15 protein-coding genes and 1 pseudogene are annotated in these 20,749 nt (G+C 74.6%); 9 read left to right on the top strand and 7 right to left on the bottom strand.

Annotated elements, in window-relative coordinates; genetic code table 11:
• Positions 1-304 precede the first annotated feature (304 nt).
• Together ACWEQL_RS21965 and ACWEQL_RS21960 are read left to right on the top strand one after the other, a co-directional pair.
• Positions 305-1,186: an MOSC domain-containing protein gene (locus tag ACWEQL_RS21965; protein WP_452151967.1), complete on the top strand. Its 882-nt coding sequence runs from the start codon at positions 305-307 to the stop codon at positions 1,184-1,186.
• Positions 1,187-1,593: 407 nt separating this feature from the next.
• Positions 1,594-4,005, top strand: coding sequence for a right-handed parallel beta-helix repeat-containing protein (locus ACWEQL_RS21960; protein ID WP_452151966.1), 2,412 nt, complete (start codon positions 1,594-1,596; stop codon positions 4,003-4,005).
• Positions 4,006-4,148: 143 nt separating this feature from the next.
• Here ACWEQL_RS21960 and ACWEQL_RS21955 read toward each other — a convergent pair whose 3' ends face one another.
• Together ACWEQL_RS21955 and ACWEQL_RS21950 are read right to left on the bottom strand one after the other, a co-directional pair.
• Positions 4,149-5,294, bottom strand: a complete 1,146-nt coding sequence (locus tag ACWEQL_RS21955) for a PLP-dependent cysteine synthase family protein (protein WP_452151965.1) — start codon at positions 5,292-5,294, stop codon at positions 4,149-4,151.
• A gap of 205 nt (positions 5,295-5,499) precedes the next feature.
• Positions 5,500-6,744 carry an ROK family protein gene (locus tag ACWEQL_RS21950; RefSeq protein ID WP_452151985.1) on the bottom strand — a complete coding sequence of 415 codons (1,245 nt, stop codon included), beginning with the start codon at positions 6,742-6,744 and terminating at the stop codon, positions 5,500-5,502.
• A gap of 277 nt (positions 6,745-7,021) precedes the next feature.
• Here ACWEQL_RS21950 and ACWEQL_RS21945 point away from each other — a divergent pair, with 277 nt between their 5' ends.
• A complete protein-coding gene (locus tag ACWEQL_RS21945; protein WP_452151964.1) occupies positions 7,022-7,699 on the top strand; it encodes a HutD/Ves family protein in 678 nt (225 codons plus the stop codon).
• Positions 7,700-7,768: 69 nt separating this feature from the next.
• Here the strand turns inward: ACWEQL_RS21945 and ACWEQL_RS21940 are convergent, their stop codons facing one another.
• A complete protein-coding gene (locus ACWEQL_RS21940; protein WP_452151963.1) occupies positions 7,769-8,602 on the bottom strand; it encodes an acyltransferase in 834 nt (277 codons plus the stop codon).
• Between the two features lie 89 nt (positions 8,603-8,691).
• Between ACWEQL_RS21940 and ACWEQL_RS21935 the strand changes: the two genes are divergently transcribed.
• Entirely contained in the window at positions 8,692-9,465 is a 774-nt protein-coding gene (locus tag ACWEQL_RS21935) for a maleylpyruvate isomerase family mycothiol-dependent enzyme (protein ID WP_452151962.1), read from the top strand.
• Between the two features lie 187 nt (positions 9,466-9,652).
• On the opposite strand, the gene ACWEQL_RS21930 is transcribed toward ACWEQL_RS21935, so the two are convergent.
• The gene (locus tag ACWEQL_RS21930) at positions 9,653-10,426 is read right to left on the bottom strand and encodes an enoyl-CoA hydratase family protein (RefSeq protein ID WP_452151961.1); all 774 of its coding nucleotides are present in this window, start codon (positions 10,424-10,426) and stop codon (positions 9,653-9,655) included.
• A 179-nt stretch (positions 10,427-10,605) separates the two neighbouring features.
• Here ACWEQL_RS21930 and ACWEQL_RS21925 point away from each other — a divergent pair, with 179 nt between their 5' ends.
• Both ACWEQL_RS21925 and ACWEQL_RS21920 read left to right on the top strand, forming a co-directional pair.
• Positions 10,606-11,460, top strand: a complete 855-nt coding sequence (locus tag ACWEQL_RS21925; protein WP_452151960.1) for an ATP-grasp domain-containing protein — start codon at positions 10,606-10,608, stop codon at positions 11,458-11,460.
• Positions 11,461-11,775: 315 nt separating this feature from the next.
• A complete protein-coding gene (locus ACWEQL_RS21920) occupies positions 11,776-12,177 on the top strand; it encodes a RidA family protein (RefSeq protein ID WP_452151984.1) in 402 nt (133 codons plus the stop codon).
• Between the two features lie 47 nt (positions 12,178-12,224).
• Here the strand turns inward: ACWEQL_RS21920 and ACWEQL_RS21915 are convergent, their stop codons facing one another.
• Positions 12,225-13,487, bottom strand: a complete 1,263-nt coding sequence (locus ACWEQL_RS21915; protein WP_452151959.1) for an MFS transporter — start codon at positions 13,485-13,487, stop codon at positions 12,225-12,227.
• A gap of 243 nt (positions 13,488-13,730) precedes the next feature.
• Between ACWEQL_RS21915 and ACWEQL_RS21910 the strand changes: the two genes are divergently transcribed.
• A complete protein-coding gene (locus tag ACWEQL_RS21910; protein WP_452151958.1) occupies positions 13,731-14,729 on the top strand; it encodes an ArsR/SmtB family transcription factor in 999 nt (332 codons plus the stop codon).
• 251 nt (positions 14,730-14,980) lie between these two features.
• Positions 14,981-17,284 (top strand): glycosyl hydrolase family 18 protein, encoded by a 2,304-nt coding sequence (locus tag ACWEQL_RS21905; RefSeq protein WP_452151957.1) that lies wholly within the window; start codon positions 14,981-14,983, stop codon positions 17,282-17,284.
• Positions 17,285-17,523: 239 nt separating this feature from the next.
• Here ACWEQL_RS21905 and ACWEQL_RS21900 read toward each other — a convergent pair whose 3' ends face one another.
• A complete protein-coding gene (locus ACWEQL_RS21900; RefSeq protein ID WP_452151956.1) occupies positions 17,524-18,807 on the bottom strand; it encodes a geranylgeranyl reductase family protein in 1,284 nt (427 codons plus the stop codon).
• 175 nt (positions 18,808-18,982) lie between these two features.
• On the opposite strand from ACWEQL_RS21900, the gene ACWEQL_RS21895 reads away from it, so the two are divergent.
• Complete coding sequence (locus tag ACWEQL_RS21895) at positions 18,983-20,350, top strand: M20/M25/M40 family metallo-hydrolase (protein ID WP_452151955.1); 1,368 nt, start codon at positions 18,983-18,985, stop codon at positions 20,348-20,350.
• Between the two features lie 136 nt (positions 20,351-20,486).
• Here the strand turns inward: ACWEQL_RS21895 and ACWEQL_RS21890 are convergent.
• A pseudogene (locus tag ACWEQL_RS21890) lies at positions 20,487-20,749 on the bottom strand (DUF4184 family protein); the annotation flags it as partial.

The raw sequence follows: 20,749 nt of genomic DNA, 5'->3' as shown, positions 1-20,749 counted from the left end.
CGCCCACGGCGGCGCCCCGCCCGCACCACCTGAGCACCACCCGGCGACACCGCGCGCCGGGCGTACGGAGAAACGGGTCATCCACGGACCGCCCGGAGCGCCGCCACCCACGGCACTCCGGGCGGTCCGTGCGCGTTCGGGGCCGCCCACCGCCCGTCCACCGCCCACCCACCGCCCGTCCGGCGGTCCTTCGGCGGCCCCTCGGCGGTCCCGGTCGCCCTGGGAGCGCGTCCCGCCCGCTGTCCCCGCTCCCTCTCCCGGATCCGCCGTCCACCGGGCCCGGAACGGCTGGCAGGATGGGGGAATGCCACAGCTGACCGGACTTCACGTCTACCCCGTCAAGTCGATGTACCGTCTCAGCCCCGCCGAGGCCCGGGTCGAACCCTGGGGCCTGGCCGGAGACCGCCGCTGGATGCTCGTCGACGCCGGCGGCCGCTTCGTGAGCCAGCGCGAGGACACCGCGCTCGGCCGGATCCGCGCCGACCTCGGCGAGGACGGAACCCTGGTGCTCACCGCCCCCGGCGGCGCCCGGATCGAGGTCCCGGCCCCCGCCGTCGCGCGGCAGGACCCGCTCGCCGACGTCGAGGTGTGGGGCACCCGGTTCCCCGCCGCCGAGGCCGCCAAGGAGGCGCAGCTGTGGATCGCCGAACAGCTCGGCGACTACCGGCTGGTGCACCTGGACGACCCGCGGGCCCGGCCGACCGACCCGCACTTCTCCTCGCCCGGCGACACTGTCTCGATGGCCGACGGGTTCCCGCTGCTGCTCACCACCACCGCCTCGCTGGAGCGGCTGAACCAGCTGATCGCCGCCGAGCACCCCGAGGGCCACGAGGCCCTGCCGATGGAACGTTTCCGCCCCAACGTGGTGGTCGACGGCACCGAACCCTGGGTCGAGGACACCTGGACCCGGATCCGGATCGGCGCGGTGACCTTCCGGGTGGTCAAGCCCTGCGGCCGCTGCGTCATAACCACCACCGACCAGGAGACCGGCGAGCGGCGCGGCAAGGAGCCGCTGCGCACCCTCGCCCGACACCACCGGCTGCTGAAGAAGGCCGCGTTCGGGCAGAACCTGATCCCCGAGCGCCCGGCGGGCGTCGAGGGCGACGTGTACGGCACCCTGCGGGTCGGCGACGAGGTCGAGGTACTGGAAGCCGGCGCGCACTGGCCGGAGAACGAGGAGGTCTGACCGGGCGACCGCTCCGGCGGTCCCTCGCGCAGGGCGCGGGTGGGAGGTTTCGCCAAGAGCGGGTGGGAGGTTCGTGCAAGGGCTGACGGCCGCTCCACGCGGGGCGGGTGCCCGCTCCGCGCGGAGGCCGCGGGTGCGGCCGCAACGACCGTGCGCGTACGGCCCGCCGCCCGTGCGGGCGGTGCGCGCGCGGGCCGTCCGGCCTCCCGCCCGGAACCGGGGATGCGCACGCTCGTTGGAACACCTGGTGACGGGCACCCGGGCCGACACGGCCGCCACGAGCGGCCGGTTTCACCCGTACGGGCGCGCTACGGTGGGCGGGCGGCCCGCGCGCCCCGCGCGCACGGCCCGGACGATCGCCGGCCGTACGACCGCCGGCTCGACGAAGGTGGGGACGACAGACCGTCATGGCTGAGCACAGGGTCAGGGTCACCCAGGACAGCGCCTCCCGCTGGCGCCGGCGGGCCGGCGAGTACGACACGCTCGCGGAGGCGCTGGCGGCCGCCGAACCCGGCGACACCGTGACCGTCCGGCCCGGGACCTTCCGCGAGAACGTGGTGCTCGACAAGCCGGTCACCGTGGTGCCCGCCCAGGGACCGGGGTCGGTGCGGATCGATCCGCCGGCCGGGGTGCCGCTGACCGTCACCGCCGCCGCCACCGTCCGGGACCTGGTGATCGAGGGCAGCGACAGCTCCGTACCGGCCGTGCTGGTCACCGGCCCCACGGCCCGGCCGACGCTGAGCGGCTGCCGGGTCGAGACCCGCTCCGCCGCCGGGGTCGAGGTCTCCGGCGGTGCCCGGGCCGGCCTGCGCGGCTGTGTGATCGCCAACCCGGCCGGCCTGGGCCTGCGGCTGCGCGGCGAGGGCACCGCCGCCGCGTTCGAGGACTGCGAGGTCTCCGCCGCCGGGCAGAGCGGGCTCGCCGTCCTCGCCGGCGCCACCGCGGTGCTGGACCGCTGCCGGGTGCACCACGCGGCCGGCGCGGGCGTCCTGCTCAGCGACCCGGGCAGCGCCGCCGAACTCACCGACTGCGAGATCTACGAGATCCGCGGCAGCGGGGTGCAGGCGGAGGCGCAGGCCGCCGGCCGGCTCGTCGACTGCGAGATCCACCGGGTCACCGGCAACGGCCTCACCCTGGACGGCGGGGCCGAGCTGGAACTGACCGGCTGCCGGGTGCACGACGTCCCCGAGAACGGCGCCGACCTGCGCGGCCGCGCCCGACTCACCCTGGTCGGCTGCACCGTGCGGGACTTCGGGCGCGGCGCCCTCTCGGTCTGGGACCAGGGCACCCGGGCGAACGCGGAGTCTTGCCAGATCCACGGCTCCACCGGCGAGTACCCCGCGCTCTGGGTCAGCGACGGCGCCCGGCTCACCATGACCGACTGCTCGCTGCACGACCTGCCGGACGCGCTGTTCGTCCTCGACCGTGACTCCGCGGCGACCGCCGAGGGCTGCTCGTTCAGCCGGATCCGCAGCTCGGCGGTCTCGGTGAGCGGCGGCGCCGGGGTGACCATGCACGGCTGCCGGGTCCAGGAGGCGGGCACCGGCCTCTGGTTCCGCGACCACGGCAGCGGCGGGCTGCTCACCGGCTGCGAGATCTCCGACGTCGCCACCGGCGTGATCGTCACCAAGGGCGCCGACCCGGTGCTGCGCGAGTGCACCGTGCGGGCCAGCTCGGACGCCGGCGTCTACGTCTCCGCGCAGGGCCGGGGCACCTTCGAGGACTGCCGGGTCTCACACGGCAAGGGCTTCGGTTTCCACATCATCGACGGCTGCCGCACGGTGCTGACCCGCTGCCGGGCCGAGCAGAACGGACGGGCCGGCTTCGAGTTCTCCGAACCCGGCCCGGTGGCCGAGCAGTGCACCTCGGACGACGTCGCGCCGCCGCCCACCGAGGTCCCCGCTCCCAGGACCGCCCAGCTCACCGCCGCCCCCGCCGCACCGGCGACGGCCGTACCCGCCCTGTCCACGCTCCCGGCCGTCGCGCCCGCGGTGATCAACCCGATCCCGGACTGCCGGCCGGCCGACGAGGCGCTCGCCGAACTGGACTCCCTGGTGGGCCTCGCCACCGTCAAGCAGGAGGTCCGGACCCTGATCGACCTGATCTCGGTCGGCCGGCGCCGGCGCCAGGCCGGGCTCAAGGCCCCCTCGCTCCGCCGCCACCTGGTGTTCACCGGCGCCCCCGGCACCGGCAAGACCACGGTGGCCCGCCTCTACGGCGAGATCCTCGCCTCGCTCGGGGTGCTGCAGCGCGGCCACCTGATCGAGGTCGCCCGGGTCGACCTGGTCGGCGAGCACATCGGCTCCACCGCCATCCGGACCGCCGCCGCCTTCGACCGGGCCCGCGGCGGCGTGCTCTTCATCGACGAGGCGTACGCGCTCGCGCCCGAGGACGGCGCCCGCGACTTCGGCCGGGAGGCCATCGACACCCTGGTGAAGCTGATGGAGGACCACCGGGACGAGGTGGTGGTCATCGTGGCCGGCTACACCGCCGAGATGGAGCGCTTCCTCTCCGCCAACCCCGGCGTCTCCTCGCGCTTCTCGCGGACCGTCGCCTTCCCCGACTACAGCGCGGACGAGCTGCTGGAGATCGCCCGCGCCCAGTGCGCCGAGCACGAGTACGCGCTCGCGGAGGGCACCGAGTCGGCCCTGCTCACGCATTTCGCGGCGCTGGAGCGCGGGCCCAACTTCGGCAACGGGCGCACGGCGCGGCAGGTCTTCGAGACCATGGTCGAACGCCACGCCATGCGCGTCGCCCAGCTCCCGGACCCCTCGACGGAGGAGCTCCAGCTGCTCGTCCCGGCGGACCTGCCGGGGTGACGGGGGCGTTTCAGGGCGGCGGGGCCTTGCCGGGGCGACGGGGGACCTTGCCGGGGTGACGGGCCGGCCTCGTCGGGGCGGCCCGGGTGCACCCCCCGAAACCGGCGGGCCGATCCCCCCGTGGACCGGCCCGCCGGAGCATGTCAGCTCAGCCGGGCCCCGCCCGCCAGGAAGGCCTCCAGCTGCGCCCGGTACGGCGCGATGTCGATGCGCTCGCCGGCCAGCCAGTCGTCCGAGTAGTACTTGTCGAGGTAGCGGTCACCCGGGTCGCAGATCAGGGTGACCACGCTGCCGCGCCGCCCCGCCGCCCGCATCTCGCCGACGATCCGCAGCGCGCTCCACAGCCCGGTACCGGTCGAGGCACCCGCCTTCTTGCCCAGCACGCCCTCCAGCACACGGACGGCGGCGATCGAGGCGGCGTCCGGGACCTTCATCATCCGGTCGACCGCCCCCGGCACGAAGCTCGGCTCCATCCGCGGCCGTCCGATGCCCTCTATCCGCGAGCCGCTCCCGCAGACCGCCTCAGGGTCATGGCCGACCCAGCCCTCGAAGAAACAGGAGTTCTCCGGGTCGGCGACGCAGATCCGGGTGTCGTACTGCATGTAGTGCACGTAGCGGGCGATGGTCGCCGAGGTGCCGCCGGTGCCGGCGGTGGCGACGATCCAGGCCGGCTCCGGGTGCGGCTCCAGGCGCAGCTGGGCGAAGACCGATTCGGCGATGTTGTTGTTGCCCCGCCAGTCGGTGGCCCGCTCGGCGTAGGTGAACTGGTCCATGTAGTGGCCGCCGGTCTCCTCGGCGAGCCGCGCCGCGGCCTCGTACACCTCGTCCGAGCGTCCGACCAGGTGGCACTCGCCGCCGTGGAACTCGATCAGGTCGATCTTGGCCTGGCTGGTGCTCTTGGCCATCACCGCGATGAACGGCACGCCGATGAGCTGCGCGAAGTACGCCTCCGAGACCGCGGTCGAGCCGCTGGAGGCCTCGATGACCGGCTTGCCGGGCCGGATCCAGCCGTTGCAGAGCCCGTACAGGAAGAGCGAACGGGCCAGCCGGTGCTTGAGGCTGCCGGTGGGGTGGGTCGACTCGTCCTTGAGGTACAGGTCGATGCCCCACTCGGCGGGCAGCGGGAAGCGCAGCAGATGGGTGTCGGCGGACCGGTTGGCGTCCGCCTGCACCTTGCGCACGGCCTCCTTGAGCCAGTCCCGGTAGGCCGCGTCGGAGCGGTCGACGTCGACGGTCGGCTCCACACCGGATCCGCCCGCACCGGCCCCGACGGTGGGCTCTGCTGTCATGGCTCGTTCTCCTCGTCCGATCCCCCCACATGCTTACAACGAGTGTACGAGGGTCACGATAAGTGACGGTTTTCGAAGCCCCAGCTTCCGCTTATCCACCCCGGCCGCCGCCGGTCGGCCTGCCGCCGGTCCGGCCGCCGCCCGGGACGCACCCCGGACACCCCGGCAGGCCGGACGCCTCAGCAGTCGGCCACCACCGGAACCGTCAGACCACCGGAACCGACTGCGGGTCCGCGAGGTACGGGCGCCAGGCCATCTCCGCCGCACCCGCGAGCGCGCTGTGCTCCAGTGCGGCGCCGACGATCGGCACCCGGCCGCTGCGGCCCCAGAGGCAGCGTTCGGCGACCACCGCGCGCAGCCGCTCGGGGGCGGCCTCCAGCAGGTCGAGGTGGAGTCCGCTGAGCACCACCCGGTCCGGGTTGAGGATGTTGGCCACCCCGGCCAGGCCGAGCCCGAGGCGTTCGATGACGTGCTCGACGGCGGCCCGGGCGCGCGGGTCCTCGGCGGCGGAGCGGCAGAGCTCGCGGGCCTGGTCGAGCAGCGGGCGCTCCCGGTCCGGGGTGCGCCCGGCGGCGGCGAACAGCGCGTCCGGGTCGGTCTCGGAGTTGAGGCAGCCCCGGTTGCCGCACTGGCAGGGCCGGCCCTGCGGATCGACGGTGAGGTGGCCGACCTCCAGGGCGAGCCCGGCGCTACCGGTGTGCAGCCGGCCGTCGATGACCAGCGCGCCACCGACGCCCCGGTGGCCCGAGGTGACCAGCAGCAGGTGCCGCGCGCCACGCCCGGCGCCGTGCCGGTACTCGGCGAGCGCGGCGAGGTTGGCGTCGTTGGCCAGCCAGGTGGGCAACGGGTCCAGCGCACGCGTTCCGTGGTCGGCGCGGCCCACCTCGACGTCGTACAGGTCGGCGACGGGCGTGCCGCTGGGCCAGGCGAACTGCAGCGCGGCCAGCGCGGTGCCGTCCGGTTCGGTGACCGGGTTGGGCAGCGCGAGTCCTGCGCCGAGGCAGAGCCGACTGGAGTTCCGGGCCAGCTCGGCGCCGGCCTGGGCGACCGCGCGCAGCATCCGGACCGGGTCGGTGGCCGCGGGCAGCGGTAGGTGGACGGGCGGTTCCAGCAGGCCGCCGAGACCGGCCAGGGTGACGCTCAGCCCGTCGGCGTGGATCTGCCCGGCGATCACCACGGGCCCGTCCGGGTCGATCGCCAGCCGGTGCGAGGGCCTGCCCCGTCCGCCGCCGGCGGGCCGTGAGTCCACGGTGATCAGCCCGAGTGCCTCCAGCTCGCCGGTCACCGCGCCGGCCGTCGCCCGGGTCACGTCCAGCGCCCGGGTGAGCGCCGAACGGGTCGGGGCCTGGCCGGTGTGGATCAGGTGGAGCGCCGGTCCGAGCAGCGTCCGACCGCGGTCGGGGGCCGCCCGGCGGTGGGCGTCGCGCTGCGCGTCGGACTCCGGGTCCACGCCGGGCTTGGAGGTCGAGGATGAAGGCTGCACGGGCTCATTCTCACTTTGTGCCGGCCGCAAACAAAATCCGTGCCCATCCGGCGGCCGTCCCCGCGGGCCCGGCACGCCCACCAGTCTCGCAGCACACCCCCGTCTCCGGACACCCCCGCGCCGCGACCGCGTGACGAACCCCCGCATTCACCACCACTCGCACACAGACCCCCCGCCCCCGCCCCCGCCCCCCGGGCCATCACGCCACGACCCGCACCGCGCGCCCCGTGCGAGGATGACCGGCATGACGGCAGGGCGGATCGAGGTACTGCGGGCCGCCGAGCGGCCCGCCACGGCGTGGCTGAACGGCGGCGGGGTGACCCGGGAGGTCGCCGGATTCCCGGACGGGGCCGGGCTGGCGGACTTCGCGTGGCGGGTAAGCCTCGCGGACGTCGCCACGGCCGGACCGTTCTCGGTCTTCCCCGGGGTCGACCGGGTGATCACCCTGGTCGACGGCCCTGGCATGGCGCTCAGCGTCGACGGGGCCGAACGGGTGATCGACACCCCGTACCGCCCGTTCGCGTTCGCCGGTGACGCCGCCACCGACTGCCGGCTGCTGGGCGGCCCGGTGGTCGACTTCAACGTGATGACCCGTCGCGGCCGCGCCACCGCCGAGGTGGCCGTCGCGAGCGCCGACCGCGAGCTCGACGTGCCGGCCGGCGCGACCGTCCTGCTGGTCTGCCTCGCCGGCACCGCCGTCGCCGTCGTCGGCGGCGCCGATCCCGGGGCCTCCGCCGGCGCGGCCGGGCCCGACGGGTCCACCGGGTCGGCGGAGTCCAACGGGTCCGCCGGGTCCGCGAGCTCCGCCGGGCGGTACGAACTGGCCCGCTACGACGCCGTACTGGTGGGCGTGGCCGGTCCGCTCGGCCTCCGGGTGGACGACGGCGGCGCGACCGCGGTCGTCACCCTCACCATCGGCTGACGGCGCCCCCGCCCCCGGCTCCCCCGTCCCCGCCGCCCGGCCGGTTGGGGTCCGCCCGCACCGGCAGGCTCAGCCGGACTCGCCCGGCAGCCTCAGGTCCCACCCCACCAGGGCACGCAGCTGTTCGGCGGTGACGCCGTCGGGCACCGGGCTGGGCGGGTCGTGGCGCAGCGGCGGCTGCCAGCCGTCCTCGCTGTTCCAGCTGCGGACGACCTTGGCCGGGGCGCCGGCCACGACGCTGTGATCGGGCACCTCGCCGCGGACGACCGAGCCGGCGGCGACGACCACGTTGCGCCCGATCCGGGCGCCGGGGAGGATCACCGCGCCGGTGCCTATCCAGCTGCCCGAACCGATCTCGACGGGTTCGTTGCGCGGCCACTGCTTGCCGATCGGCAGATCGGTGTCGCGGTACTCGTGGGCCTGGTCGGAGATGTAGACGCCGGGGCCGGTCCAGACGTCGTCGCCGAGGACGATCGACTGGTGGCCGACGATGTGGCTGTCGCGGCCGATCACGCAGCCGCCGCCGATCCGCACGATCGGTTCGGGGCCGAGGTCGAGGCCGGGCAGGAAGCCGGCGCTGATGGTGACGCGTTCACCGATGATCGAGAACGGGCCGATGGTGATCCAATGCTCGTTGAAGACCGCGCCGAGCGGGAAGGCCAGCTTGGTGCCGTCGCCCAACTCGCCGAATCGGTACGGGCCGGGGTTCCGGTTGGTGACGGCACCGGTCCGCTGCACCCACTGCCAGCCCCGGTGGACGAGATGGCCCAGGGCTCGACGGCCGCGGTCGCGGACGCCGGTGCCGCGATCGCGGACGGCGCTGCCACGGTCGCGGGACGCGGCGCCGGCACGGGTGCCGGCAGGGGCACCGTCGGCGGGGCGGGGGGAACGGATTTTCGGCATGCGATCACGTTACCGGCCCGTAGGTCGGTGCCGTCCGGCAAGGCGTCCAAGGTCACAGCGGGCTTGCGGAGGGCTGCCACACTCGTGCCATGGACATTGCCGATCGCATCGAAGCGCTGCGTCGTGAGGGCGTTCTGCTCGCCGACGCCGCCACCGCGGCCGACCTCGCCGCCCCCGTGCCCACCTGCCCGGGCTGGCAGCTGCGCGACCTGGTCGTGCACGCCGGCAAGGTGCACCGCTGGGCGACCGCCTACCTGTTGCACGGCCATCAGGGGCCGCTGGACGAGGCGGGGCAGGGGGAGGCCTGGGGGCCGGAGCCCTCGGACGCGGTGCTGCTCGAATGGTTCCGCGAGGGGCACGCGGAGCTGGTGATCGCATTGGAGAAGGCCCCCGCCGACCTGTCCTGCTGGAGCTTCCTGCCCGCTCCCTCGCCACTCGCCTTCTGGGCCCGGCGACAGCTGCACGAGACCGCGGTGCACCGCTTCGACGCCGAGGCGGCGGCCGGGGTGGCGGGCCCGCCGCTGAGCACGCGGGCCGCCCTGGACGGGATCGACGAGCTGCTGCGCGGCTTCCTGGTCCGCCCGCACACCCGACTGCGCAGCGAACGTCCGCGAACCGTCCTGATCTCGGCGACCGACGCGGCGACCGTGCCGGACGCACCCGGCACCTGGCGGGTGACGATCAGCCAGGAGCCGTTGACGGTCACCCTCACGGATGAACCTGCCGACCTCACGCTCAGCGGTCCGGCCCGCGACCTCCAGCTGCTGCTCTGGAACCGCCTGCCCCTCGAGGCCGCGCACGCCGAGGGTGACCTGGGCCTGCTGGAGCTGTGGCGCGAGCGGGCCGTCATCCGCTGGAGCTGAGTCCGCGGGCGGGCCCGGGTCCGGTCGGGACTCCGGCCCGCTCCCGGGCGCCTGAACCCCGGTCGAACCCTGAACTCCCGGCCGGGCCCGGCGCCACCATCGGCTCCGGGCACGCCGTCGGATCGGGCCCCGCCACCGGCTCCGGGCCCGCCCGCGTCCTCGCCTTGGCCGCGAACGCGGCGTCCGGTCACCTGGCCCAGCGCGGCGCCCGCCGTTCGAGGAAGGCGCGCATGCCCTCCTGGGCCTCCTCCGACCCGAACAGCTTGGCCGAGAGGGCGACCAGTTCGTCCGCGTCCCGCTCGAAGGAGCGCACCACCTCGGCGTTGGCCAGCCGCTTGGAGTTGGCGAGGCCCTGCGGCGAGCCGAGCCGCAGGGCGTCCAGCAGCGACTTCAACGCCGTGCCGGTCTCCTCGGTGGAGCCGGTGGCCTCGGTGATCAGGCCGATCCGGGCCGCCTCGGCGGCGTCGAAGGTCTCCCCGGTCAGGTAGTAGCGGGAGGCCGCGCGCGGGTCCAGCTTGGGGCGCAGCGGCAGCGAGATCACCGCGGGGGCGAGGCCGAGGCGCACCTCGGTGAAGGCGAAGGTGGCGGCGGGCCCCGCGATCGCCAGGTCCGCCGCCCCGACCAGACCGAGGCCGCCGGCCCGGACGTGCCCGTCGATGACCGCGATGACGGGCTTGGCGCAGTCGACGATGGCGCGCTGGAGGTCGACCAGCCCGCGCGGCCCCACGGTCGGGTCGGCACCGGTCGCCTCGGAGAGGTCCGCGCCCGCGCAGAACACCTTGCCGGTGTGGCCGAGCACCACCGCCCGGACGTCCGGGTCCGCCGCCGCGGCCGCCAGGCCGGCGGTGAGCTCGGCCATCAGGCGGGTGGAGAGGGCGTTGCGGTTGTGGGGCGAGTCGAGTTCGAGGGTGGTGACGGCGTCGGCGGTGGTGACGCGGACGAGGGGCACTTCGCGGGTCATCGGCGTGGGGCCTGCTTTCCGGCTGAGGGTGGGTCGGATCGCGGGCGCCGGCCGGCCCTACCGGTGCGGCGCCCGGACGACTCTGACATGCCCACCGGCCCCACGACCAGAGCCGACCGGTGGGAACACGCGGGAAAAGCGATGGTCGGGGGCGTCCGTCCCGCGGCAGGATCGCCCCCATGACCACCGACCGTGTCCTGCTGCTCGCTCCCCGGATCAACGAGACGGGCCTGCAACTGCTCACCGCGGCCCGCCGCCGGGGCCTGCGGGCGCACACCGCGACGGCCTGGCGCACGCCCGGGGAACTGCTGGGCTCCCCCGCGCACCTCTACGGCGGTCCGCTCTTCGGCGACGCGGTCGGGCTCGAGCTGGGCCTGGCCCTGCTGGAGCCGCCGAACGACTGGCTGCCCGGCCTGCCGTACGGGCTGACGCGGCGGACCGTCGGGCTGACCACGCTCGCCGAGGCGCGGCGGCTGCGGCGCCCGGCCTTCCTGAAGCCGCCGAACGACAAGCTCTTCCCGGCCCGCGTCCACCCCGACGGCACCGGGCTGCCGGGCCCGGACGCCCTGGAGGACGACACGCCGGTCCTGGTCAGCGAGGTGGTGCGGTTCCGCCGCGAGTACCGGCTGTTCCTCCTGGACGGCCGGGTGCGGACCGGCTCCCGCTACCTGCTGGACGGCTCGCTGAGCGTCGCTCCGCTGGATGGGGACCCGTACCGGGGGCGGGTCCTGGCCTTCGCGGACGAGGTGCTGGCCGCCTCCGGGGGCACGCTGCCGAGCGCGGTGGTGATCGACGTCGGCCTCGTCGAGGACCACCGGGGCGATCTCGTCCCGGACGGCGGCCGCTCGGGCGACGACGTGGACGGACCAGGCCGCTGGGCCGTGGTGGAGGCCAACCCGGCCTGGGCGAGCGGCGGTTACGCCAGCGACCCGGATGGCGTGCTGGACGTGGTGCTGCGCGCCGCCGGCCCGGCCGACGACCTGGCCGAGGCCGACCGCCCGTTCTGCCGGCCGCTGCCCGAGGTGTGCCGCTGACGCACGGTCACCCCGCCTGCCCGCACCGGCCGTACCTCCGTGGAACACGGTCGAGCGTAGTCGTCCGGCGGCCGGAGCGGATGTGCCGTTCCGCACTGGTGCCGTGCCGTCCGGGGCCGGAGCGAATGTGCCGTTCTGCACTGGTGCCGTGATCGCCGAGCGACGACGATGGGCCGCATGACCGATGCGATCACGCCCGCCGGCACCACCCCCGCCGGCGATCCCGCCACCGACGGCACCCCCACGACCGGTGCCACCTCCACCGGTTCCGCCGCCTCCGCCACCGCCACCGCCACCGCCGGGCACCTCACCCGGATCAGCGAGCCCGAGGGCGTCCTGCCCGCCCGGGGCTACATCCACGTCGTCACCGGCACCGGCCGCCTGGTGGTGGTGTCCGGCCAGGTCGCGCAGGACGAGAAGGGCGACGTGGTCGGCCCGGGCGACCCCACGGCGCAGGCCGAGCAGGTCTTCGAGAACCTACGGCGTTGCCTGGCCGCGGCCGGCGCCGGCTTCGAGGACGTGGTCAAGCTCGGCTACTTCCTGCTGGACCTGGCGCACCTGGCCGAGATACGCGAGGTCCGGAACAGGTACATCGGCCCCGAGCACCTGCCCGCCAGTTCGGCGGTCCAGGTCGCCGGGCTGTTCCGGCCCGAGCTGCTGATGGAGATCGAGGCGTACGCCATCGTCCCGGAGGGCCGCGCCACCACACCGGCGTGACCTCGGCCCCGGTCGGTCCGGCGCCGCCACGGCCTACTCGCTACCCACTACTCACCCGCGGCCGCCCGGCGCCGCGCCCAGCGCACCACCGGGCCCGTCGCCAGGCCGGCGGCGGCCAGCAGCCCGCCGAGGGCGGCCCACCCGAGCAGGCCGTGACCGAGGACGACGGTGCCGACCACGGCCGGACCGAGCATCAGGGAGGCGGAGGTGCCCGTGTTGTAGACACCCTGGTAGGCGCCGTGCGCACGCTCGCCCGCCAGGTCGTAGCTGAGGGCCCAGCCGGCGGCCTGGCTCAGCACCTCGCCGAGGGCCTGCAGTGCCACCCCGACCAGCACCACCGCCGCCGCCACCAGCGGCGGCAGTCCGGCCGCAAGCGCGATCACCAGGCAGGAGGCGCCCAGCAGCAGTCCGGCACGGCCGCAGATCCGGGCGGCCCGTACCGGGTCCTCCGTACCTCGGGCGGCCCGTACCTGAAGGGTGATCACCAGCACGGTGTTGACGACCAGCGTGCCGGCCACCGTGATCCGTGGCGCATCGGTCTCCTGGACGATCCACAGCGGCACCCCGACCTCCAGCATCGCGAACTGGAGGCAGAGCACCGCGTTCAGCGCGGTCACCACCAGGAACGGCCCGTCCCGGAGCGCCGGGTTCGGCTCCCGTCGCTCGCGCGACCCCGCCGTCGTCCCTGCGGCGGTTCCCTTCGTCGTTCCCGCGTCCCGGGCGGGGGCGCCCACCGGGATCCGCGCGTAGAGCACCGCGACCACCCCGAAGGAGAGCGCGTCCAGCAGGATCGCCGTCAGGTACGCGGGCCGGCTGTCGAGGTGCAGCGCGATCGCGCCCAGGCCGGTGCCCAGGCACATGCCGACGTTGGTGACCACCCGCAGGTACGCCCGCCCGGCGACCCTCCGCTCGGCGGGTAGCACCTCGGCGTAGAGCGCGTTGCGCACGGCGGCGGAGCCCCGGTCGACGGCGGTCACCAGACAGGCCAGTGCGACGAACGCCGGGTAGCTGTGCACCAGGACGTAGCCGGCGCTCCCCACCGCGTCCGCGGCCACCAGCGTCACCAGGACCGGTTTGGCTCCCCACCGGTCGGCGGCCCGTCCGGCCGGGACGCTCGCCAGGACACCGCACAGCCCTGCCGCGGTGAGCCCGAGGCCCAACTGGGCGGCGCTCATGCCCAGGCTCCGGGTGAAGAACAGCACCGACACCGCGAGCATCAGCCCGTTGCCGACGGTGTTGACCAGAGTGATCCCGGCGAGCCGGCGCACCACCGGATCCGGGTCCAGGAAGCGGGCGGCGGGCCCGCCCACGGCACCCGGGCCGGGCGCACCGGCCGCCGGCGACGAAGACGCCGAGACCGGCGCCGCAGCCTGCGCCGCGGACCTGGCCGTGGCCGGCGTCGTGACCGTGGCTGCGGCCGGTGTGGCTGGGGAGGGATCCATCGAGGAGGCATCCGTCGGTGAGGAGGTCATGGCGACGATCCCACCGCGAACCAGGCCTGCGCTGTACTGATTTAGGCTCTGCCTGAAACCTCCTGGAAGGTGGCCGCACGGGTGCACCGCTTCGTCCTCGACCTGCCGGACCTCGCCGCGACCTCGTTCGCCATCTCGCCGCTGCAGGAGGCCTCGCTCAGCCTGCGGATGTGGACGCACCCCGGCTTCTACGCGCTCCCGGCCCCCGCCTTCGAGCGGCTGCGTCCGGTCTTCGAGCGGCTGGACACCTCACTGCTGCGCTCGCTCGTCGCCGCCAACCGCTGGGTACCGGACTTCCTGACACCCCGGCCGACCTGCCCGGCGCCGGACGTCCGCGCGGAGCTGGCGCTCGTCCGGGCACTGCCGCCCGAGGAACTGCGCCCCGAACTGGAGCGCACCTTCCTGCCGCACGGCCAGCCGTTGCCGGCTCCGCTGGAGGCCGCGCTCCGCGCCGATCCGGCCCGGCTGCTGGCCCGGATCGCCGACGCGCTGGAGGAGTACTGGCAGGTGTGCCTGGCCCCGACCTGGTGGCCGCAGGCCCGGTCGGTGCTGGAGGCGGACCTGGTGTACCGGGCGCGGGTGCTCGCCCGGCACGGCGCGGCGGCGCTCTTCGCGGACCTCGACCACCGGCTGCACTGGGCGGACGGCGTGCTGTCGATCAGCCGTCCCTGGACGGCCTGGGACGAGGACGTCACGGTCGACGGCCGCGGTCTCGTCCTGACGCCGACCTTCTTCGCCCGCGGCGCGGTCACGATGATCGGCAACGACCGTCCGCCGCAGATCGGCTACCCGGCCCGCGGCCGGGGCGGCATCACCGGCCGGCCGGTCCGGCCGGTCACCCCGAAGGCGCTGGAGCTGCTGCTCGGTGCCCCCAAGGCCCGGCTGCTGGCACTGCTGGCCGAGCCGGCCACGACCACCGAGCTCGCGTACCGGCTGGGGGTGACCCCGGGGGCGGTCAGCCAACACCTGGCGGTGCTGCACGGGACCGGCCTGGTGACCAGGGCGCGGCACGGCCGTTCGGTGCTGTACACCCGCAGCCCGCTCGGCGACGAGCTGACCGGCGGTCCCCGGCGTTCGTGACCGGCCGCCGCCGGCGTTCGTGACCGGCAGCACCCCGCGACCGCCAACTCGCCATTGGTACAGACCTGTTGACGCATTGGTCCAGTCCTCCTACAGTGCCCATGCCAAGGTCCCCCACGACCGCAGGCACCGTCCGGACACGCACCGCGCCCGTGCGCGGCGCGTCCCACCCGGCCGTCCAGCGCAAGCCCGACCGTCCAGCGCAAGGTTCTACGTCACCCTGTTCCACCCCCACAGCCACAGGGAGAACCATGTCACCCCGCCCCCGGGCCCATCGCCCGCGAGCGCGCAGCCGACTGCTGACGCTGCTCACCGCCCTGCTCCTGCCGCTGGCCGCGCTCACCGCGCTGGCCACCCCCGCGAACGCCGCCGGCAAGCTCACCGCCTCCTTCACCACCGCCGACAACGGCTCCTGGTGGAAGGGCACGTACATCGTCCGCAACCCCAACGCCACGGCCGTGAGCGGCTGGACGCTGGAGTTCGACCTGCCGGCCGGGGTCAACATCACCGGCAGCTACAACGGCGAGACGACCGTCACCGGCCGCCACGTCACCGCCAAGAACGCCTTCTACAACGCCAACGTGCCGGCCAACGGCTCCACCGAGCCGTACAGCTTCTGGTTCGTCGCCACCGGCCCGATCGCCGCCCCCACCGGCTGCCGGGTCAACGGCGACAAGTGCGACGGGAGTTCGGACGTCCTGCCGTCCGCACCCGGCACCCCGGCGGTGACCGACGCGACCGCCCACAGCCTGACCCTGCGCTGGCCGGCCGCGAGCGCCGGCGACTTCCCGGTGGCCTCCTACGAGGTGCTGAACGGCGCCACCGTGCTGGCCACCGCGGCGAGCACCGAGGTCCTGGTCACCGGGCTCACCCCGGCCACCTCGTACACGCTGACCGTGCGGGCCAAGGACACCCGGGGCAACACCGGCCCGGCGAGCGCGCCCGTCACGGCGAGCACCGTGGACCCGGCGACCGACCCCACCCCGCCCACCGCGCCGACGAACCTGCGCACCACGGCGGTGACCGCCTCCGAGGTGTCGCTCGCCTGGAACGCCGCCACCGACAACCAGCGGGTCGCCGCCTACGACGTCTACCAGGGCACCACCCTGGTCCGCACGGTCGGCGGTACGACGCCGGCCGTCACCGTCGGGAGCCTCTCCCCCGCGACCACCTACACCTTCACGGTCCGGGCCCGTGACGCCGCCGACAACGCGTCCCCGCCCAGCACGCCGCTCACCGCCACCACCGCCGACCTGGTCGGGGCCGGGAAGTACGCCCGGGTCGGCTACTTCACCCAGTGGGGCATCTACGGCCGGCAGTACTTCGTGAAGAACCTCGACACCTCGGGCAGCGCCGCCAAGCTCGACGTCATCAACTACGCCTTCGCCAACATCGACCCGGTCAACCTGACCTGCCTGCAGGGCGTCACCAAGGGCACCACGTCCAACCCGCAGGACCCCGACCAGGGCACCGGCGCGGGCGACGCCGACGCCGACTACGCCCGGCCGATGAGCGCCGCGCAGTCGGTGGACGGCGTGGCCGACGACGGCTGGGCGAAGCTGCGCGGCAACTTCAACCAGCTGAAGAAGCTCAAGGCCAAGTACCCGAACCTGAAGATCGTCATCTCGCTCGGCGGCTGGACCTACTCCAAGTACTTCTCGGACGTGGCCGCCACCGACGCCTCCCGCAAGAAGTTCGTCAAGTCCTGCCTCGACATCTACCTCCGGGGCAACCTGCCGGTCTACAACGGCGCGGGCGGGGACGGCGTCGCCGCCGGGATCTTCGACGGCATCGACCTCGACTGGGAGTGGCCCGGCTCCCCGGACGGCCACGCCGGCAACCACTGGAGCACCGCCGACAAGGACAACAACACCCTGCTGCTCGCCGAGTTCCGCAAGCAGCTGGACGAACTCGGCGGCTCCCACAAGCTGTTGACCGCCTTCACACCCGCCGACCCGGTGAAGATCAACCAGGGCTGGGACCTCTCGAAGATCTTCAACTACCTGGACGTCGCCAACGTCCAGGGGTACGACTTCCACGGCGCCGGCAGCGACAACTCCTGGGAGCCCAACCGCACCGGCCACCAGGCCAACCTGTACGCGGACACCCAGGACCCGTACAACTTCCACTTCAGCACCGACGCCGCCGTGAAGACCTACCTGGACGCCGGCGTCAACCCGCGCAAGCTCACCATCGGCTTCCCGTTCTACGGCCGCGGCTGGCAGGGCGTGGCCGACGGCGGCGCGGCCGGCGAATGGCAGTCGGCCACGGGAGCGGCCCCCGGCCAGTTCGCCGAGGAGGCCGGCACCCGCGGGTACCACAACCTCCTGACCACCTTCCCCAACCTGACCATCCGCCACGACACCCAGTCCATCGCCACCTACGGCTACACCGGCGCGGGCGGCCAGTGGTGGACCTTCGACGACCCCTGGTCCATCGCCCAGAAGACCGCCTACCTCAAGTCCAAGAACCTCCTCGGCGCCATGATCTGGGAGATGACCGGCGACACCCCGACCGGCACCCTGATGACCGCCCTGGACACCGGACTGAAGTAACCCGGCACCGGCGCCGTCCGATGACCGGCGACACCGCCGGATCACACGGGCCCTGTGGCCCCCTCGACCCGAGGGGGCCACAGGGCCCGATCCGCGCGGCCGCGGCGAATCGATCATCCGTCACCTCGGAGACGGACGACCGCGACCGGCCGAGCGGGACCGCGGACACCACCGGCCATCGGCCCCGCGCCGGCACGGGCCTGTGCTCGTCACACGCCCGGTCCGGTCACGGCCGCCGGCTAGCGCGAGGCGACGGCCGCCAGGCGGCGGGCCGCGCGGTACTGGCGCAGCACCTGCGCGAAGGTCGTGTGCCCCTGGGTGGTGCGGGCGAAGGCCCGCCAGGCCGGATCGATCAGGCAGACGGCGGCGTGGAACAGGTGCGGGCGGCGCTCGAAGGCGGCCAGCATCTGCTTGCCGGCCCGCATCTCCACGCCCAGACCGGCCTTGATGGCGAAGGCGTAGTCGACCGCCTCACGGCGCACCTCGGCCGCGGTGCCCGCCTCGGCCACCTTGACCGCCCACTCGCCGGCCAGCCGGCCCGAGCGCAGCGCGTACGAGATGCCCTCGCGGGTCCACGGCTCCAGCAGGCCGGCGGCGTCCCCGGCGACCAGCACCCGGCCGCGCGAGAGCGGCGAGTCCTCGGCCCGGCAGCGGGTCAGGTGACCGGACTCCACGCTGGGCGGGAAGCCGGACAAACCCAACTGCCGGATGTAGTCGGCGAGGTACTGCTTGGTCCGCTCGCCGTCGCCGCGCGCGGAGATGACCCCGACGGTCAGGCTGCTGGACTCGGTCTTGGGGAACACCCAGCCGTAACTGCCGGGCAGCGGACCCCAGTCGAGGTGGATCCGGCCCGCCCAGGCGGCGGCGACCGGGGCCGGCACCGGGATCTCCGCCTCCAGACCCAGGTCGATCTGGTCGAAGGTGACCCCGACGTGCCGGCCGATCCGGCTGGCGCTGCCGTCCGCGCCGACCACCGCGCGGGCCTCGAAGGTCCGCCCGTCGGCGGCGGTCACGGTGGCCGTCCGGTGCTCGTCGCCGTGCTGCTCGACACCGGTGACGGTCACGCCGGTGACCAGCACCGCGCCGGCCTGCTTGGCCGCCTGCACCAGGCGCAGGTCGAACTCGTCCCGGTTGACCAGGCCGAAGAGCATCCGCTTGGAGCGTCGGGTGCGGGTGAAGCGGCCCTGGTAGGCGAAGGTGACGGCGTGTACGCGGTCCTGCAGCGGCAGCCGGAAGTCCGGCGGCAGGCTGTCCCTGGAGGGGCCGATGATGCCGCCGCCGCAGGTCTTGTAGCGGGGGTGCTCGGCCTTGTCGAGGAGCAGGACGCGCCGGCCCTGCGCGGCGGCGGCGTACGCGGCCGAGGACCCGGCGGGCCCGGCGCCGACCACGACGACGTCCCAGACACCGTCGTGCGGTGCGGGCGGCCCTGCCGGGTCCGACACCGCCGGGTCGGGTGCTTCGCCGTCGAGCGGCCTACTGGATTCGATCGGCCTGCGGGAATCGGGGCTACCGGAGTCAGTCACGTCGAGCAATCCTATGCGTCCGCACCGCCCTTGTGCCGCCGGACCGACCCGAACTGCCGACCGAATCCCCCGCTCACCGGCGGTGCGCGGCCCCCCGACCTATGATCGGCGATACCCCTGTCCTCCCGTTCGGCCGAATCATCCCCTCGGCCGAACCACCCCACGGAGAAGCCTGATGCCGCAGCAGCCCCTCGCCGAGGCCGTCCGGTCCCTGATGGACCGCGCCCGCACCGACCTCGCCGAGCTGGTCGCCTTCCCCTCCGTCGCCGACCCCCGGCAGTTCCCGGTCGAGGAGTGCCACAAGGCGGCCCAGTGGGTCGCCGACGCCTTCGCCGCCGAGGGCCTGACCGGTGTGCGGCTGCTGGACACCCCGGACGGCACCCGCTCCGTCTACGCCGAGCTGCCCGGCCCCGAGGGCGCGCCGACCGTCCTGCTCTACTCGCACTACGACGTGCAGCCGCCGCTGGACGAGGAAGGCTGGCACAGCCCCGCCTTCGAACTGACCGAGCGTGACGGCCGCTGGTACGGGCGCGGCGCCGCGGACTGCAAGGGCAACATCCTGATGCACCTGACGGCCCTGCGGGCACTGCGCCGGGTGCACGGGGACGAGTACCCCGTCGGGCTGAAGATCATCGTGGAGGGTTCGGAGGAGCAGGGCACCGGCGGCCTGGAGCGCTACGCCGAGGCGCACCCCGAACTGCTCACCGCCGACGCCATCGTCATCGGCGACACCGGCAACTTCGCCCCGGGCCTGCCCACCGTCACCGCCTCGCTGCGCGGCATGACGGTGGTCGAGGTGACCATCACCACGCTGGCCGGCAACCTGCATTCCGGCGCCTTCGGCGGCGCCGCCCCGGACGCCCTCCAGGCCCTGGTGAGGGTCCTCGCCTCGCTGCACGACGAGCACGGCGACGTCGCGGTGGCCGGACTGACCGCCGACCAGACCTGGAGCGGCGTGCAGTACCCGGAGGAGCAGTTCCGGGCCGACGCCAAGGTGCTCGACGGCGTCGCCCTGACCGGCACCGGCACCGTCGCCGACCGGCTCTGGGCCCGCCCGTCCGTCACCGTCCTCGGCATCGACGCCCCGCCGGTGATCGGCGCCACCTCCTCGGTCCAGGCCTCCGCCAAGGCCCTGGTCAGCCTGCGGGTGCCGCCGGGCACCGCCACCGCGAAGGCCCAGGACGCGCTGGTCGCCCACCTGGAGGCGCGGGTGCCGTTCGGCGCCCACGTGCGGGTCGAGCGGCTCAGCGGCGGCGAGGCGTTCAGCGCCGACACCACCGGCCCGGCGTACGAGGCGATGGGCGAGGCCATGCTGGAGGCCTTCGGCATCCCGATGGTCGCCTCCGGCGAGGGCGGCTCGATCCCGCTCTGCAACACGCTGCGGACGTTGTACCCGCAGGCCGAGATCGTGCTGATCGGCGTGGAGGAGCCCACCACCCAGATCCACGCGGTCAACGAGAGCGTCGACCCGGTCGAGCTGGAACGGATGGCGCTGACCGAGGCGCTGTTCCTGCGCCGCTACGCGGAGCTGCGCCGGGCCTGACCCCGCCCTCGCCGGGCGGGCGCGGCCGGATCCTGCCGCCGGCAGGCACGCTGTCGTCGGCAGTCATCCTGTCGCTGACCGGAATCCTGTCAGCGATCAGATCTCTGCCGGCGGCAGGAACCGGTCGGCGCCGGCATCACGGCCGACGACAGGAACCGCCGCGCCCGCCCCGCCGGACGCCGCCCCAGAGCCGGACCGCGGCGGCGTACCCGACGGCCCCCAGCGCGAGGCCGGCACCGGCCCCGAAGCACACCTCCGGCACCAGGTGCCGCCGCAGCGGGCGCACCCGGTGCACCACCCCGGCCGCCGTCGCCGCCCCGAGCGCGACCCCGGCGGCCCGGCGGGCGGGCGACGGCAGGACCAGCGGCGACGGTACGGGCGGCCGCGCCCGCCCGGCGC

This window comes from Kitasatospora sp. NPDC004240 (assembly GCF_053603215.1).
The sequence above is the reverse complement of the archived record's forward strand: the minus strand, read 5'-3'. Positions and strand labels throughout refer to the sequence as shown.